The organism is Wolbachia endosymbiont (group A) of Udea olivalis, assembly GCF_964028365.1.
Taxonomy (GTDB): domain Bacteria; phylum Pseudomonadota; class Alphaproteobacteria; order Rickettsiales; family Anaplasmataceae; genus Wolbachia; species Wolbachia pipientis.
Genome location: NZ_OZ034773.1, coordinates 157,150 through 175,345 on the forward strand (window position 1 = coordinate 157,150; position 18,196 = coordinate 175,345).

General features: G+C 34.6%; 12 protein-coding genes, 1 tRNA gene and 2 pseudogenes. 9 read left to right on the forward strand and 6 right to left on the reverse strand.

The genetic code is table 11. From position 1 onward, the window contains the following. Window positions 1–127 precede the first annotated feature (127 nt). Window positions 128–2,470 carry a primosomal protein N' gene (priA, locus tag ABWU32_RS00775; RefSeq protein WP_353278690.1) on the forward strand — a complete coding sequence of 781 codons (2,343 nt, stop codon included), beginning with the start codon at window positions 128–130 and terminating at the stop codon, window positions 2,468–2,470. Window positions 2,471–2,479: 9 nt separating this feature from the next. Here the strand turns inward: priA and petA are convergent, their stop codons facing one another. From petA to ABWU32_RS00790, 3 genes are all read right to left on the reverse strand, one after another. After that, window positions 2,480–3,079 (reverse strand): ubiquinol-cytochrome c reductase iron-sulfur subunit, encoded by a 600-nt coding sequence (gene petA / locus ABWU32_RS00780; protein ID WP_015589439.1) that lies wholly within the window; start codon window positions 3,077–3,079, stop codon window positions 2,480–2,482. 86 nt (window positions 3,080–3,165) lie between these two features. Continuing rightward, window positions 3,166–5,874, reverse strand: coding sequence for a DNA gyrase subunit A (gyrA, locus tag ABWU32_RS00785; protein ID WP_264723558.1), 2,709 nt, complete (start codon window positions 5,872–5,874; stop codon window positions 3,166–3,168). 52 nt (window positions 5,875–5,926) lie between these two features. Beyond that, window positions 5,927–5,999, reverse strand: a tRNA-Val gene (locus tag ABWU32_RS00790). A gap of 718 nt (window positions 6,000–6,717) precedes the next feature. Here ABWU32_RS00790 and ABWU32_RS00795 point away from each other — a divergent pair. The 3 genes and pseudogenes from ABWU32_RS00795 (at window position 6,718) to ABWU32_RS00805 (ending at window position 8,015) form a co-directional block, all read left to right on the forward strand. Further along, window positions 6,718–7,173: pseudogene (locus ABWU32_RS00795) on the forward strand (JAB domain-containing protein). A gap of 103 nt (window positions 7,174–7,276) precedes the next feature. Then, window positions 7,277–7,609, forward strand: coding sequence for a helix-turn-helix domain-containing protein (locus ABWU32_RS00800; RefSeq protein ID WP_041582615.1), 333 nt, complete (start codon window positions 7,277–7,279; stop codon window positions 7,607–7,609). Between the two features lie 34 nt (window positions 7,610–7,643). Next, the gene (locus tag ABWU32_RS00805; RefSeq protein WP_041582616.1) at window positions 7,644–8,015 is read left to right on the forward strand and encodes a helix-turn-helix domain-containing protein; all 372 of its coding nucleotides are present in this window, start codon (window positions 7,644–7,646) and stop codon (window positions 8,013–8,015) included. 136 nt (window positions 8,016–8,151) lie between these two features. On the opposite strand, the gene ABWU32_RS00810 is transcribed toward ABWU32_RS00805, so the two are convergent. After that, window positions 8,152–9,234, reverse strand: a complete 1,083-nt coding sequence (locus tag ABWU32_RS00810) for a hypothetical protein (RefSeq protein WP_012673224.1) — start codon at window positions 9,232–9,234, stop codon at window positions 8,152–8,154. Window positions 9,235–9,432: 198 nt separating this feature from the next. On the opposite strand from ABWU32_RS00810, the gene ABWU32_RS00815 reads away from it, so the two are divergent. The 4 genes and pseudogenes from ABWU32_RS00815 to ABWU32_RS00830 all read left to right on the forward strand — a co-directional run bounded on the left by ABWU32_RS00815 (window position 9,433) and on the right by ABWU32_RS00830 (window position 12,611). After that, complete coding sequence (locus ABWU32_RS00815; protein WP_012673225.1) at window positions 9,433–10,356, forward strand: hypothetical protein; 924 nt, start codon at window positions 9,433–9,435, stop codon at window positions 10,354–10,356. A gap of 51 nt (window positions 10,357–10,407) precedes the next feature. Beyond that, window positions 10,408–10,737 carry a helix-turn-helix domain-containing protein gene (locus ABWU32_RS00820; protein WP_007549995.1) on the forward strand — a complete coding sequence of 110 codons (330 nt, stop codon included), beginning with the start codon at window positions 10,408–10,410 and terminating at the stop codon, window positions 10,735–10,737. Between the two features lie 22 nt (window positions 10,738–10,759). After that, window positions 10,760–11,134: a helix-turn-helix domain-containing protein gene (locus ABWU32_RS00825; RefSeq protein ID WP_007549999.1), complete on the forward strand. Its 375-nt coding sequence runs from the start codon at window positions 10,760–10,762 to the stop codon at window positions 11,132–11,134. Between the two features lie 377 nt (window positions 11,135–11,511). Next, window positions 11,512–12,611, forward strand: a pseudogene (locus ABWU32_RS00830) (IS3 family transposase). Between the two features lie 667 nt (window positions 12,612–13,278). Here the strand turns inward: ABWU32_RS00830 and ABWU32_RS00835 are convergent. Further along, window positions 13,279–15,369 (reverse strand): PD-(D/E)XK nuclease domain-containing protein, encoded by a 2,091-nt coding sequence (locus ABWU32_RS00835; protein WP_226079617.1) that lies wholly within the window; start codon window positions 15,367–15,369, stop codon window positions 13,279–13,281. 8 nt (window positions 15,370–15,377) lie between these two features. Continuing rightward, entirely contained in the window at window positions 15,378–16,850 is a 1,473-nt protein-coding gene (locus tag ABWU32_RS00840) for a hypothetical protein (protein WP_077188281.1), read from the reverse strand. 408 nt (window positions 16,851–17,258) lie between these two features. On the opposite strand from ABWU32_RS00840, the gene ABWU32_RS00845 reads away from it, so the two are divergent. Then, complete coding sequence (locus ABWU32_RS00845) at window positions 17,259–18,158, forward strand: DMT family transporter (RefSeq protein ID WP_264687304.1); 900 nt, start codon at window positions 17,259–17,261, stop codon at window positions 18,156–18,158. Window positions 18,159–18,196: the final 38 nt, after the last annotated feature.

Sequence of the window (18,196 nt, forward strand, 5' to 3'; positions counted from 1 at the left end):
TCTATAAATCATTTTATTTATCAATCATACGGTCTGTACTATGAAAAATGTGTTAAACGTTAAGATTTTCTCTGTACCGATTCATCTATATTGCCAGGCTTAATAAAGTTACAAGCTCTTTAAAACAATGTTAAACTCAATCACTATGGCAAAAACAGTTGACGTATTACTATCACTTCCAATTGATCAGTTATTTTCATATGCAATTGAGGAAAATACTGAGATTTTACTTGGAGATTACGTAGTGGTGCCATTTGGCAAAAAACGCTTAATCGGAATAGTTTGGAAATACAGTGATAAAAGTAACCGAGAATTAAAATTTATTGAGCAAAAAATCGATTTACCAAATATTAGACCAAAATTGATTGCATTTGCAGAGTGGGTTGCACAATACAATTTAATACCTATTGGTATGCTTGCCAAAGTGATAATGGGAGGAGTGTTAAAAGTAAATCACATAGATAAATTGGTTTGTGTTGAACAAAAGCAGGAAACAAGTGAAATAAGTTGCCAATTAAGCCCTGAACAGCAGATAGCTAGTGATAAAATAATAAGCAATTTGAACGAGTATTCAGTGACTTTGCTTGACGGTGAGACAGGATCTGGAAAAACCGAAGTTTATCTCTCTGTGATTGCACAATTGATTAAGAATTACACTGCCGTTCCAAATGCTGCTCAGACTTTACCATCCCAGTGCCCAGAGACACAACTGTACGAACATTGTGATTTGGGTCTACCAAGAGGGTGTTATCCGAGTAGCCTGACACTGGGATCCAGTTTTTCATATAACCTCATTACAAATGTTTATTTTAACTTAAAACCAATACCTAATTTACAATCAAAATTCCTGGATTCCAGTGTCAAGCACTGGAATGACACCTTTATACTCAAGGCAAAACCCACTGTAACATTTAGCATACCGTCTTTGCCACGTACTAGTATGACACCAGAATATGTTGAAATGACATCAGGAGAAGGTAATACACAAATTTTAATCCTCCTACCTGAAATTGTTTTAACTTCACAATTGGTAAATCGTGTTCGCGGTCAGATATCAAAAAACTTAGTTGAATGGCACTCAGGGCTCACTCCAAAAACTCGCCGGAATAATTGGCTCAATATAGCAAATGGAAATGCGCAGATAATTATTGGTGCACGGTCAGCGCTTTTTTTGCCTTATAAAAACCTAAAATTGATTATCGTTGATGAAGAGCACGACTCATCTTTTAAACAAGAACAGGGAATTATATATAATGCTCGAGATATGGCGATAATCTTAGCCAAATTTGAAAATATTCCGATTATTTTATCATCAGCTACTCCACTGCTTGAAACGATTCATCATGTTAAAAACGGGAATTACAATCATGTAAAGCTAACTAAGCGATTTGGTGGTGCAGAATTGCCACTCATTAAAGTAGTAGATATGAGGAACAACAAGCAATGGATCTCCTCTGAGCTTTTTGAAAGCATCAAACAAACCATAGAGAAAAAACAGCAGGTTATGCTTTTTCTAAACCGCAGAGGGTATGCACAACTGGCAATTTGTAAAAAGTGTGGATATAAAATTTCCTGCTTAAATTGTGCTGTTTGGCTTACATATCACAAGAAAAAAAATGCTCTTTTGTGCCACCACTGCTCTTATCAATTGAAACTTCCAAAAAAATGCTCTAATTGCCAAAGTGAACAGCCATTGTCCCTCTACGGCATAGGAATTGAAAGGTTACTTGAAGAAATGGTGAAATTAATACCAAACGCAAAAACTGCGATGATAAGCAGCGATCAGAAGTCGGTTAGTAACATCATTGATTTAGTGTTAAAGGAAGAGGTGAACATTATAATCGGCACACAGATAATTGCTAAGGGGCACAATTTTCCCAAATTAACTTTGGTTGGAGTAATAAATGCAGATTTGAGCCTCGAAAATTCTGATTTAAGAGCAGCGGAAAAGACGTATCAATTATTGCACCAAGTTGCAGGCAGATCAGGAAGGTTTAATGAAAAAGGAATGGTAATAGTGCAAACTAATAATCCTGAAAGTTCAATAATAAAAGCATTGCTGCATCAAAAAAGAGACTCATTTTATGAAATCGAACTTAAGTCAAGACGCGAAGCCAAAATGCCACCATTTAGCAGATTAATAGCGCTTATAATTTGTGGTAAGAATCAGATTGCAACACAAAAAGCAGCGAATGAAATAGTAAAATCTCTTCTTTGTTATCCAAGTAGCTTAACTACTTGTATCCAGGAAAAAAATGTAGGTGTAGACAAAAAGGAATTTGAAATTCTTGGCCCATCACCAGCAGCAATAAATTTTTTAAATAATAAGTATCGGCATAGGGTATTATTAAAAATACACAATAAACACAGTTTATCTATACAAAAAAAGCTGAAATATTGGATTAAAAATTGTAACTTGAATTCGAGTATTGCAGTGATAATAGATGTTGATCCTGTGAGTTTTTTTTAACGAGTTCCGTTAAGCCTTCTTGCCAATTACCACAACATTCTCACTGGGAAAAAAATAATCAGGTACAGCCATATTTTTCGGTGCAGGACCCCCAATCACTCGGCCTGATGTATCATAATATGAACCGTGGCAAGGACAGAACCAACCATTACCATCTCTTGTAGCGTGGTCAACCGGTACACACCCAAGATGTGTACATATTCCAAGCATAATTAACCATTCGTCTTTTCCTTCGTATACTCTCTGCTCATCTAATTGAGGATCCCTCAAGCTCTTCACATTCACAGCTCTTGCAGCCTCAATTTCTTGCTTTGTGCGTCTACGAATGAATACTGGTTTACCTTGCCACTTTACTTTTACTCCGTGTCCTTCCTGAATTCCAGACAAATTCACCTCCACTGTGGAAGTTGCTAGAACTTCAGCAGAAGGATTCATAGATTTAACCAGTGGCCAAAGTCCGCTTGCAGCTCCTATACCTGCCATAGCGCATGTAGTTAATGTTATAAAATCTCTCCTACTCTTATTTTTAGTAAGGTCTTTAACAGGAGGTGTTTTTTTATCCTCTTTGTTTGCCAGTGGTTTTTTATTTTTAGTTAAATTTTTGTCCATTGATCTTTACTTAGCCATAAGTATATATTTTAATTTAAATACTGCGTATTAATCAACAAAAACTTGCGCTTTTTGTTTAACCTGTACTACGGTTGAGAAGAGATAGAGTTTTCAACTTCAAAAATACTATCTTCAGTGGAATCAGGATCTTCAATTTTCGCTACTGACACCACTTTTTCTCTACTTTCTGTTTTAAACAGAGTGACTCCTTGAGTGCTGCGTCCTGCAATTCTAATCTCATTGACCGAAATGCGAATTAACTTTCCTTTATCTGTAATAAGCATTATATTATCACCCTGCTCAACTGGAAAACTAGCAACAACATTACCGTTTCTGCTAGTAGTAAGAATATTGGTGATACCAACACCACCCCTGTTAGTTACTCTATATTCATACGCAGAAGTTCTTTTACCAAAGCCATTTTCAGTAATAGTTAATATAAACTCCTCATTCACTGCAAGTTTTAAGAATAATTCGTTATCTATTCCTAAATCATTCAAAGTCTTTTCCAATTTAGAATCAATGGAGTTATTAATTGCAGTCCCCAGTCTTTTTGCAAGTGGAACTTTTAAGTAAAGTTCTTTTGTTTCTGTTGCTACACCTATCCCATTTAATATGGTCATGGATATCACGCTGTCATTCTTTACAAGTTTGATACCTCTTACGCCATCTGAATTGCGACTCTTAAATTGACGCACATCACTTACAACAAATCTGATACTTTTTCCAAGCGTTGTTGAAAGTAAAACATGGTCAATTTCATTACATACCTTAACCGATACTAATTTGTCTCCTTCATCGAGCTTTATTGCTATTTTTCCATTGCTTGGAATATAGTGAAAGTCCGCTAAGGAGTTACGCCTTATGTTTCCATAGGCAGTAGCAAAAACTATGTTTTGATTTTCGTCATTTTCACTTGGCAATGGCATGATATTAGTTATAGTTTCACCATCGCTAAGCGGAAATATGTTAACAAGTGCTCTTCCACGTGCGGTTGGCTCTGCAAGAGGTAACTTATAAACTTTTAATCTATAAACTCGACCAATGTTAGAAAAGAATAAAAAGCTAGTATGGGTATTTCCAACAAATAATTCTGTGATTACATCCTCTTCTTTTAATCCCTGTCCTAGCTTTCCTTTTCCACCACGACGCTGAGTTCTGTAGTGAGAAAGTTTTACACGCTTGATATAACCATTCATAGTTACGGTTATCACCATATCCTCTTGTGGAATTAGATCTTCAGCTTCAATGTCCGCTTCTGACTCTTCTATTGAAGTTTTTCGCGGCACAGCAAATCTGTTCTTTATTTCTTGTAGATTGTTTTTTATTTCTTTCATCAACTTCTCTCCTGAGCCAAGAAAAGCGATATATTCTTTTATCAGGTTGATCATTGAACTTAGCTCAGCTTCTAATTTGTCTTTTTCAAGGCCTGTTAAACGCTGCAGTTTCATATCAAGGATAGCTTTAATTTGTAGCTCAGTTAATCTATACACTCCATCTTTCAAAAAACTTGCGCTATCTGAAATCAACTCGATAATAGTGTTGATTTCATTCGAAGTTTTCCATTCTTTATTTAAAAGTTCTCTACTTGCTTCCGCAGGATCTTTTGCACCGCGGATGATTTTTATCACTTCATCTATGCTGAGGACCGCAATGTAGAGCCCTATATATATATGAGCTTTTTCTCTCGTTTTTCTTAGACGAAATTCTGTTCTCCTGATTAACACTTCTTTTCTAAAATCAATAAAGGCCTCTATGATTTCTTTCAATGACATCAAAGCAGGCCTGTTGTTATTGAGCACTAAAGTGTTAACACTAAAACTACTTCTTAGTGGAGTTAGCCCCAATATTTGATTAAGTATAAAACTTGCTTCAGCATTTCTTTTGAGGTCAATTACTACTCTAATACCAGACTTATCGGACTCATCCCTAATTTCTGTTATACCATCAATTCTTTTTTCTTTTACAAGCTCACCTATCTTCTCAATTAATTTTACTTTATTTACCTGGTAAGGTATTTCATCAATCACTATTGCTTGCCTATCTTGTGGCAGATCTTCTATATGAGTCTTGCCTTGCACAACAATTGATCCACGACCAGTTGCAAATGCTGATCTTATTCCAGACCTTCCAAGAATTGTTCCCCCAGTTGGAAAATCCGGCCCTGGCATCACTTCAAGTAACTCATCCAAAGTAACTTCAGGATTATTTACATATAATATACAAGCATCTATTATTTCTCCAAGATTATGAGAAGGAATATTGGTTGCCATACCAACTGCAACACCACTTGCACCGTTTACCAATAGATTCGGAAACTCTGCAGGCAGCACAACTGGTTCTGTTTCATTTCCATCGTAGTTTGGCCTAAAATTAACTGTATCTTCATCAATATCATTCAGTAAAAAGTGCGACACTTTTTGAAGTCTTGCTTCTGTGTATCGCATTGAAGCTGGTGGATCTCCATCTATCGAACCAAAGTTACCTTGCCCATCAACAAGTGGTAAAAGAAGAGAGAAATCTTGGGCCATTCTAACCAAGGAATCGTAAATAGCTGCATCACCATGTGGGTGATATTTCCCCATTACATCCCCAACTATACGAGCTGCCTTTTTATATGGCTTACCGGCATCGAATCCAGCTCTTGACATTGCATATAATATGCGCCTGTGAACAGGTTTAAATCCATCCCGCACGTCAGGTATAGCCCGGCTTATGATAACGCTCATTGCGTAGGAAAGATAAGAATCTTCCAGCTCTTTTACTATTGAGATTGGTACTATATTATCCTGCATTTTCTATACTTTAATTGAAGTAATTAATAATACTAACATTCAGTTAAGCAAATGGGCAATGACAGACTTGAACTGCCGACCTCCTCGGTGTAAACGAGATGCTCTACCAGCTGAGCTAATTGCCCCTTTAGATCTAATTCTATAGCTCAATATTATTATTGTAAACAAAAATAGCAATAAATTGTATCCGTTCAGCAGAGTGGCAAAATAGGTAGACAAGGTGATCTAAAAAGATAATCATAGAGTAAATGTGAGGTAAGTCCTTACAATAAATGATGTCATCCAAGTAGCCGACACTGGGATCCAGAAAAAAGAATGGTGTCATTCCAGTGCTTGACACTGGAATCCAGCTTTTTCATAATCATTAAAACGTTGTATTTTTACATAAAACAGCTATTTTTATGCTCGCCAACTTAATAAAATTCCTGGATCCCAGTGGGCTTTGTTGCATCGCTAGCTATGATGGATTAAAGATAAAAAAGATAGGGAATATCATTAGCTTATTATTCTGGTATTTATAACAAGAAAGCAACAAGGACAACATTGCAAATTTAGAGTTCAAAAGGGTTATTCCTCGAGAACTACTGCGTCAGAAAGTTGGCGTTGAATTTGTATATAATGTTGACCTTGGAGGTTTTTATGAATAATAGTGAGAGAAAAGAAAAATTGGAAACTCGCATTTTATCAAGTAGAGGCAGGTCTTTACTTGACCATGAGCTACTGGAACGTACTCTATCTGAATGTGAAGAAGGAAGAGAAGTGGCCAAAAAGCTAATAGAGCTCTTTAGTAGTTTAGGAAGGGTAATTAACGCTGACTTTCATGAGCTAAAAAATGTTACAGGAATGAATGATGGAGCAATAGCAAGTATCTTTTGTCTGAAAGAGATTTTCGATAGGATACTGAAAGGTAAGTTAAAAAAGCTGTCGATTCTTGATAACAGAGAAGAGCTACTAAAATACTTTAAAACAGCAATAGGGCAGTCACGAAAGGAAAGCTTGCGAGTAATATACTTAGATCGAAGTGGTCATTTGATATACGAGTATATTCAAGACTGTGGAACTATAGACAGAGTACCTCTATATGTGAGAGAAATAATCAAATAGGGATTACTGATCGATGCATCATCTATTGCAATTTCACATAATCATCCAAGTGGAGATACAGAACCATCAAAGGAGGATGAGGATAACACACTTACATTAGCTGCAACCTGCGAAAATGTAGGAATGAAATTAATAGATCACATAATCGTAACACAGAAGAGCCACTTTAGTTTTTATGATAGTGGTTTATTGTAATCTGTAGACCGGAAGGAAAGTTCTCCAACTTTCCTTCTTTTTTTCTACTTCATAAATTAAAAAATTCAATATAAGCTTGAGCAGCTAAAATTAGTAATGAAAGGTGGAATTAGGCAAAAAAATAAAAGAACTTAGATTATACTGTGGTTTAACACAAACTGAGTTGGGAAAGAAAATAGGCGTTTCGTATAGACAAATACAAAGGTACGAAAATAGTTCAAACCAAATTTTGGCCAGTAGGCTATACGACTTAGCAAAAGCACTATCGATTAATGTGGCTGATTTTTTTACTGATGTGCATGTCGACTCACATGAAACTTATGATGAAGAAATACTAAAATTAGTCAAAGGATATAATGAAATTAAAAGCAAAAGGTTACGTAGCGTAGTTTATATATTGGTAAAATCTTTTTCTCAAAGTTACAATGAGAGTTAGTATTGCTTCAATACCTCAGTTAATATATTAATAAATGATTGTACAAGATGAACAACATCCTATTGATAAACAAATAGGTGAAAGAATAAGGAAGAGAAGGTTAATATGCGGTTTTAGCCAAAGAGACTTAGGAAAAAAGCTCGGAATTTCATTTCAGCATATACAAGGATATGAAACTGGAGAGGTAAGGCTTGTAATTGATAGATTGTATAATTTGGCAGAAGCTTTGTCCGTTGATATGTCATATTTTTTTACCAAAGCTTCTGAAGACTTACACGATAAGGCCTTTTGTAGCGATGTGGGTAGTGAAGAAATATCAAGGCTAGTGAGGGAATACAGGAAAATTAAGGATGAAACGTTGCGTGATATTGTGCATTCAGTGATAAAAGCGCTTGCCAATAAATAATATTGCCTGAATATATCTTCAATCCACTTCTACAAGCAATGCTAGTTAAGGTAAATTTTTTATGGTAATTTTGATTAAATTTCAAGAACTACTTTACTTTGCAATAATTATGGCTATGTAAAAACATAGCCACCAATCAAGAACGTCCTACAGATGTCGTTTTGGTATCTTTTAATTTGCTCACCCAAGAAAAGGTCTCACTACTTTTAGAATTTTGGTCGCCCCACCTTCCACATCTAGTAAAGCTGCCTTTTTCCACTACTTCTTTAACAGACATTCCACCAAATAAACAACCCTTTCCTACGATTTCTCCTATTTCTTGCAACTCGTTCCACATTTCTTCATCTTCTACCTCAACTTGTACTTGATGATAGTCTTCTGTGTCATGATATACCATTAAATTTAGCTCTCCTAGGCTAGTGCAAAGTGTTACTGTAAAAGCGCTGTTATCGGATATATCTACGTAATTTCTTTTACCGTCTTTCCCAGTTTTGACCTCAACTTCACCATCACCTATTTTTATGATACTACCGCCAAGGTTTAAGTCTCCTTTACTTAAGCCCAAATTTTTTGCACCTTCTACAACTTTGGCAACATCAACTATGCAGCTATGTGAAAATTCAATATAGAAGGTCTTATTATCGATTTCTACATCTTCAACAGTTCCTTCTATAGTAGCGTCTTCTCCAACTTCCCTAAGTTTCTTGAGCCTACTATATATTTGTGGCTCAATTTCTTTTTGCACTTTTTGATACATTTCAGCTATTTTCTTATCAACTTGTACATTAAAATCTGCTCCATGTAAGGCTAACTTTCTGATTATATCTTCTTGTTTATTTTCTTTGAATTCATCACGATACATCTTAAACATTGTAACGTTAGTGAAGCTAAAGCCATCTTCGTTGCGAGCGTTTACTCTTATTCCTAAATCCAAAGCTTCATCGACGATTTTACTTAATTTGTCTAGATTTTCAGCTGCAATAGCTTTTTCCAAGAATTCATTTAATTTCACATTTTCATATTCACTTAGCCTTATCTTGCATAAAGCTGATCGAAATGGATTGAGCTCCTCAGGATATGTTAAGACAGGTAATTTACTAATCTTTTTATTCGCTGTTGGAGCAGCTTTTATAAAATTAGGTAATAACCCTTCTTTTGCTATTCGCTCTACCGCTTTTAACATTTTACTAGACAATTTTTTACCATTTATTTTTTTCATTGTAACCCTCACTTAATCTTATTAACATTCAATCATATCGTGATAAATATTATTTAATTGTTAATATTATACGACTTATTGATTTACTGTATATTATAATAACAAGTTTTGCGGGCATCTACACTAGAAAAACACATCCTATAAAAATTATTTCAGTTTCAACAAAAATGGGGTATCGTAATCGTAAAATTGAAAAAAATGGATATCCTATCTTACTCTACTGAAAAGCTGAAAAAGCATTGTCAGCTACTTGATGATGAAGAAAAAATAGTTCTATATGAGCAGCTGCTAGACAAGGCTAAAGATATACTTGAAAACTCAAGAGATGATATTGCAAAGTTGAAAGAGGTAAGCAAAGCAGTTGTAGCAATAGAGGAAACTACCGATAAGCAGTTACTAGAAAAGTTTAATGATGATCACCCGCTAAGAGAAGTGGACATTTTAATCTACTCTCCTCAAGGAAATACTGAATATCTATTCAGCATAGATAACTCATCAGAGCTTTATGATTTAAAAGAAGATAAAGAAAAAGCTCTTTATAATGCAGTAAAGTTAAATGATGTTGAGCTTGTAAAAAAGCTGCTAATGATCCTTTCACCTACAGAAGTAAGTAATTTTGACACGAAATACTTGGAAGAATTGAAAATATTGCTGTCAGGAATTCACAAAGAATTGCAATTATCACAAGATATGAAAAATTATCTTGAGAAGACGATAAAGTTCTATAGTTTTTTATGTAGTAATTTTAACTTACTAGTTACAAATCCTACTGACGTAAAAGCCATAATTGATCTATTTGCTGCTCAACCAAATATTGATTACCAAATAGATAAGCTTCTACTTTCTTTTATTGTAAGAGATGTTGAGGAAAAAAAGCTAAACTCTGAAATTAGTCATATGATAGAACTTCTTGAGCAACACGAAAGATTTGCTGAGCTCGAATACAAGGTTAGAAGATTAAGATCAGAGTTTGCAAGTGGCAAAAGCAGATACTCGGCTGAAGTAATACGAAATAGCATTGCAGAACGAGAAAAAGAGATGAGGGAAATTGAGAAAAAATACGTAAGGCCAAACGATTTAATTAGCGAGAGGCAGAAATTATTAAAGCAATTACTTTGCTAGCTTTTTTTCCACTTCATAAAATTTGTTGTAAATTTGAATAAGAGGTGAAAAGTGCAATTAGGTAAAAAAATAAAACAACTTAGGTTAGATCGTGCTTTGACACAGACCGAATTGGGAAAGAGAATAGGTGTTTCGTATAGACAGATACAAAAGTACGAAAATGGTTCAAATTGTGTTTTGGCCAGTAGATTATATGATTTAGCAAAAGCACTATCGATAGATGTTGCTAACTTTTTTACTGATATGCACACTGACTCACATGAAGCTTATGATGAAGAAATACTAAAGTTAGTCAAAGGATATAACGAAATTAAGAGCAAAAGGTTACGTAGTGCAGTTTATATATTGGTAAAATCTTTTTCTCAAAGTGATAATACATAGTTAATATTACCTGATACGTAAAATGACTATACAACATCCTATCGATAAACAAATAGGTGAAAGAATAAGGAAAAGAAGGCTAATGTGTGGTTTTAGTCAAAGAGACTTAGGAAAAAAGCTTGAAATTTCATTTCAGCATGTACAAGGATATGAAAGCGGAGAGATTAGGCTTGTAGTTGATAGGTTATATAAATTAGCAGAAGTACTATCGGTTGATATGTCGTATTTTTTTACCAAAGCCTCTGAAGACTTACATGATAAGGCCTTCCATAGCGATGTAGGCAGCGAAGAAATATCAAGGCTAGTGAGGGAATATAGAAAAATTGAGGATGAAACTCTGCGTGACATTGTTCATTTAGTGATTAAGGCTCTTGCTAATACAGGCTTTAAAGCATAAATTCTCTCCTTGAGTCGTTGAAGAAAACTTAAACTTTCATTTTCTTCATCATTTTGCTTTTCTTTCACTTTGATGCGTGTAGTTATACCCTACACAAAGTATAATGTTTTAAAAATAAAAACCTGCACCATAAAATATTGAGATTTAGAATATTAACTTATAAAGTCTTTTCGGCAGTTTTAGCGAGGGTTTATTAGCAAGGATGTTGGAGGTTAGCAATGACTATATCTGAAGGTGTAATACAGCGTATAAGGCATAATGATAAGAACGCGATAGGGGGATGATTTTTTGGTCAAGGTGGCTGTGCTATAATGCACCCCATAAACTAGACCAAAAAAAAATGGTTGATCCGAGTAGGAAAGTAAAGGGGTAAAAGTATGGCAACAAAAAAATATGAACCAGAGTTAAAAGCAAAGATAGCTTTGGAAGCAATAAAAAATCAAAGAAGCACAGCTGAGATATGTAGTGAATATAAAATACCATCAACAAATCTATATGATTGGCGTGATAGAGTATTGGCAAGGTTAAAAGACCTATTTGTTGAAGAAAGTGAAAGTGCGAGAAAACAAAGAATCTTAGCGCAAGAAATAGAAAGTTTACATAAAGTAATAGGAGAATTGACAGTGGAAAATAGTTATTTGAAAAAAAAATTACTGAAATAAGCAAAAAAGATAGAGTAAGATTTATAGAAAAAGATTCTGATCTGTCAATTAGGAAACAGGCTGATTTACTGGGGATTTGCAGATCTAGCCTATATTATAGGCCTATAATTAATAACGAAAGTGAAATTTGATTCAAGAAGTATATTTGGCTTCTGATTGCCGTTATGGATATCGTAAAATTACTGCTGAGATCATAGCGAGTGGAGTAGTAGTCAATCACAAAAAAATCTTAAGAATTATGAAAAAAATGAAGATTAGTGGGCTGTATTGTAGAAAAAGATGTAATACAAGTATTAAAGAAAAAAAGCATAAAATATATCCTTATTTACTCAAAGATTTGATTATTTGTAGAGTTAATCAGGTATGGGCTACTATATATTATGGTAGAAGGTAAGTTTATCTATTTTGTGGCAATAATGGACTTGTATAGTCGCTATATTATTGCTCATTCATTATCACCATATCTCGATGCTGGATTTTGCCTTTATACTCTCAAAGAAGCTCTAAAACAAGGTAAACCTGAGATTTTTAATAGTGATCAGGGGGTGCAGTTTACTAGCTACAACTTTATTATGGAATTAGAGCGTGCTAATATTAAAATCAGTATGGACCATAAAGGACGTTGCTTCGACAATATATTTGTTGAGCGCTTATGGAGAACTTTAAAGCAAGAAGCTATATATTATTATAGACCAAATAGTATCAGAGATTTAAATCTTATAATAAATGATTTTGTTTCTTGGTATAACTATAGAAGGCGACATCAGACTCTACATTATAAAGTTCCTGCTGATCTTTATTATCATAAACAGTAAATGAATATATTGATAAATACTTTAAATGTGTGTCGACGTATTTATCAACATATTCATTTTAAAAATCGGATCACTTTGAAAAAAATGGTCTAGACAAATGGGTGCATTATAATGTATAACAATGTTACAAAAAATAATATCATAGAATTCAGTAGGATAATTCCTAGAAAACCCCTACATACTAAAAAAAGCAAAATGCTGTTAAAATGAGCTTAAGAATAAATAGCAAACATCTAACATAACAATTCTATTTGTAAATCAGGTGAGGCTTATCCTATAGAAAGCTTTCGAACTACGCAAGCGTATCTTTTGCCTTTAGTATTTCTTTATTGTTTAAGATAACTGTCTGAGCTCCTCTGCCTTAGCATTATATCTCCACTTTCTGCAAGTTATTCCATTAAGTAGTAAAAATATTAGACTTGCCGCAAAACTAAGAAAAAAAGACCAAAGATAGAGCAGATTGAACTTACAGTAAAAATAGAACAAAAAAACTCCAACAATAAATTATGCAAACTTCATCAGGTTAACTTTAACTTAAGAAAACATAAATCAAATTTTCTTGCTCAAAGACCTTGCTTTTTCTCCAACCTTACTCAAACGTACTCTAGCTTAATGCATAATTTTACCCATAAACAACCTTATCTTTGGTACTTTTATTAGTTACAAGTCATCTAGAAAACCCAGATGCTCTACGAAGCCCACCAATCAATATCAGATCCTGCTCTTGTCCTACAGCATTTAATATAGCGTATAACAAAACCATCGCATCTCCCCCAGTAATACGCTTGCATCCTCCACAAAATTCGTATTCACTTAACTGTCGATTTGCCTCCACCCTTTTTCGTTCAACTTGTTCTGCGGTGTTAGCATACTTCAACTCTATTCCAATTGGATGAGTATCATCATTTTCCGCAGATTTTGATAATACTAGGTCTATTTTCCTTCCTCTCTGTAGCTGGAACTCAATAATTACCTTGGCAGGATTATCGCAACTTTGAAATATCCCACGCAACAAAGCCTGAAATTTAGCTTCATTGTTCACGAGTAGACGGTTTCCATTTAATAACGGAGACAACAGACGAGAAATCTCATTAAATAAAACTTCATACCTAGCCCTGTACTCACCATTAACATTACCATCATTACCAAAATTAGGCTCAGCACTCATCAACTGATCTGCAAGTTGATGTAAATTCCTAACATTACCCATTTGTTCTGAAAACCTTCCCTCGAAATAACCTTCACTATGAGAACGTGAGTAAGCACGTAGTGATTCGAATTTCTTTGCAGAAGCCACTTCCAGATGACCCTGGACATCTACTTCACAAAGTACTTGACGCACCTTAGCATCATCTGTGGCTTGAGGCAGTAACGACAGGTTCAATGCTTTGTCTGGTAAAGTCTGCCACTTTAAACGACGAAAAATGTGAAGCACAACAAAACCAATATTTGATAAAAATAGAGCTAAAGTTAACGCATGGCTTACAATATCTGCTGCATCTCCCCTACCACCTGTACGTTTCATTTTCTCTCCCTGAGAGTGGTTAAATAGATACTTGGTAACCCTTACCTCCCGCCCATCATTTGTTTCTAAGTCCCTCCTTGTAGATAAAACATTTCCAAAAACAAACGATGACGTACAGGAAAAAGTGTTACAATGAGGCGATTGAGTGAACTCTGATGCTATGGGTTGTAAAAAACGTTTTACATTTCCCCTAACTCCATTTCCATGAGGATGTAGTAAACCCGGTATTAAGGAAAGACCACCTTCTGAAAAGGCCTGCACAGAAGTTCGGAGACCAGCACCTCCACGTAATTGAAAATTTAACGCTACACAAACAGCACTTGGTGATGAGGTATGAATAGGCAAAGACGAAACAGAACAACTTTTAGCATAATCTTTAGCTTGCTCTAATCCTTCCTCATCACCAACCTTCAACTCAATTATAATTGGAACCGAATCATTTGTCTGATCAACACCACGAACAAGCAAAACAACATCTGCATAACCTTTTCCTATAAGTAGCTCTGGGTAGAAATCAGCCACAGCTCGGTATCTAAAATTTACTAAAAACCCACACAGAAAACCGTGGTAATCAGACTCTGCACGAAACACTAAGCTATCTTCATGTTCATCATGGATATCAATAACATATTCCAAAATTCTTTTAACATTAGTACGCACTTCTCCTGTATCATCATTTGCCAACTCACTCATCAGGTCTAACAATTCACCTTGTTCTCTGATTGGGTTAATTTCATGAAAAATTGGAGCTCCAGGTTCATCACGTTGAGGAAATCTATCTATTTCATGAATAAACCTACATTCTTCTCCAAACCGAAATATTTTATACTCTTCCCAATCCAGATCCTTATCTTCCTGTAATTCTTGTGGAAGATTCTCTTCTACCTGCTGCTTCTCTTCTGCACTAAACCTTGACCCAGGGCTGTTCTCATTATCAGCAACAGTATAACACCTGACTATTCTTCTATTTTCTTTATTAGTGAGAACAGCAACTTTTAGATTTCCATAATTGTCAAAACGAAAATAGACTCTTTCATCTTCAACTAATATACCTGCATCATGTGCAGTAGAAAACATACCAAAAAAGAATGTAGGAAAAAAGCCAGGCTTATTAGCCGAATGCAAAAAAGATGGACAGTTGTTTAAAAAACCTACAAATTGTCTACTAAACTCATCACAACCTCCACTTAATAAAGCCCTAACTAATTCACGATCTTCATTATTACCATGCATAAATACTCCTATTTGTTAACAACTGCAGCAGGCGAAATACTAACATTAGTACCCACTAACGTAGATTGAGGACCTTCAGTGCTAGCAGAGAATAAATTCAAATTTCTCGCTGACTTACACAACTCTTCTATTAAATTGCAGGAGCTAGTTGCATCTATCATCTTAGAATTCCTTGTTTTATCTAAACTATTTGCTATCCTCTCTTTTAATGATTTAAAGCTTTTGTCTGAACAACAATCTTTAGCAAACTTTAAAATACTCAAGACCAAATCAACTTTTTCACCATCGCCAGCACTTTGAGTATCCTTGCTGTTCTCCTGATCTACAATCAAATTTGAAATTGCATTTTCCATTGCAACAAAAGCAATCCTATCTTTAAAAGGATCGACAACATTTATTTTATTTTGGTTAAATACACTAGATTCCCAAAGACTGCTAATAGCTGACCTTGCTTCATTCCTGTTATCCAAGTCATAATCTTTAGAAACTACAACAAATGAAAGCGATGAGAGAAGATGTGCATATCCTCTAGGTGAAAGCATTTTCTCTACTTCAGATCTTGAACATCCCTCGCTCAAGTACTGGATAACATACTTAGTTGTGCAAAGAAAACCGTGCTCTACTAAGTAACTAAGAGGACGATAGATCACACCCCTATCTTTCTTATTCGGTAGCCCAAGTAGTGACTTATGATCTACTTTTGCGCTTATGACTTTACCTAGAAGGGAACTTAAGGTAGAAGCAAGTTTATAGCTAGATTGCAATGGAGATAATTTTGCAATAGCAGAAACTAGCAATTTTTCTCTCTCTTCTTTCACTAATTTTTCTTCAGAACACAGACGATTATAGAAGTGTTCCACTCCCTTACTCCACTTGAAATCTACAGCCTTATTAAATCCATCTTCTGCTTCTATATTTTCTCTAAGGTTACCTGATTCTTGATCAATCCAGAAATTGAAAACAGGATCACGTCTTCCCATGGAACTTAACAATTCAACTCTTGCAAGCTTATCACTGCAAGCTAAATTCCTATCTTCCTCACATGCACCTTTATGAGATAAGTCAGATCTAAAAGACTCTAACGCCTTGTCAAATAATTGCTTAATTTCACTCTCTACACACTCAATACATGCTATTTTATATATAGCAAATGGATTCAACACACCTGATTTAGCTAATTCTCCTACCAATTTAGCAACATCTAGTGTCGCACCTGACCAACAAGATTCATCACGAAACGCATTACATAAGAGGTCCGATTGCTCAACGGTTAGACCCTCTACTGTTACAGGGTGAGCCTTGACCCATTCCTCAATAGCTGAAGTTCTATCACCTTTAACAACATCCTTCAGCTTACTTATTACTTTGCTAGAGATAATCTCTTTATTTTTTTTAGGATCAGAACTGAGACGAGATCTTTTGCTTGGGCCTGCATTACCCTTCAAATCTTCCGTTCCACGTTTAGTTTTACTTTTTGGCATCTAATTACCTCAAAATCAAATATTCAATGAAGGTATTATACAAGCATTAGAATAATATATAAATCGAAAAATTAGTGTGCACCTAAATTTAAGCAGTAATTATAGACCTGCTGCAAAAGAGGAGATATTAAAGAGAGATGTAGCAAGAGGGAATGAGCTTAAATTATCAAATTAACGTTATTCTACTTTACCTCACTAGCATTTTCCTTACCTTGAGCCTTACTATTACTCACAAATATAAACGTTCGTTACATAGCTCTTAATATGTCTAAAGAGACGAAATTTCCCGAATTATTTATAATGAACCCTTACGATCACATTCTGGGGACGTACATCAGAAAACTTTTATATTATTAGTTTTGTAGTAAAATTATATGAGTACATCGTATCTATTAAATCAGAAGCTTTATGGATTACAGATTGAGAGCTTATTTGTTTGGGGTTATCTGGTTTATACTTAGCTTACTTAGTAGTGTAGCTAATGATACTATATCAAAATATCTAAGTTTACATCTTCAGAGTTTTGAAATAATTTTTTTCCGCTTTCTGTTTACCACTATTACCCTTGTACCTTTTATGTTTTACTATGGAATAGAAACTTTTAAAACAAGTCAAATATCTACTCAAATAACCAGGGGTGGGTTGTTGTTTTGTGGAATGACCTTATGGACTTACGGGTTGACTGTTTTCCCCATAGTAACTGCAACGATTATAAGTTTTTCTATACCATTATTTGTTATACTTCTTGCAATCCCTTTACTAAACGAAAATATAATTTGGCAAAGATGGATAGTAACTATTATTGGTTTTGTTGGTATTGCTATTACCACCAAAGCTCATAGTGAAGACTTTAATCCTAAAATTCTTATTTTTATTGTATCTGCGTTAATCTTTGCTATATTAGACATACTTAATAAGAAACTTGTGATAAAAGAGTCAGTAATAAGTATGTTATTTTATTCAGCTCTAACGACAACTATTTTTTCTACTCCACCTTTGTTATTTTATTGGCATATGCCTTCCTTGTTGGAGTTAGTATTACTGCTGATTTTAGGAATAAGTTCAAACCTAATTCTGTTCTTCATGTTAAAAGCTTTTGCTCTTACTGATGCTACTGCACTTGCACCTTATAGATACATAGAGCTAATAATTTCTGCAATAGTAGCATACGTTATATTTAATGAATTACCTGATAAAAGTGCTTTATATGGTACTTTGATATTAATACCATCAACCTTATTTATAGCTTATTCGGAAGGTAAGGCAATTAAGAAAAATAATGTAACAACAAAAGTTTATAATTGTTAATGGTATTTATTTTAGATGCTAAGCTATATTTTTAAGGT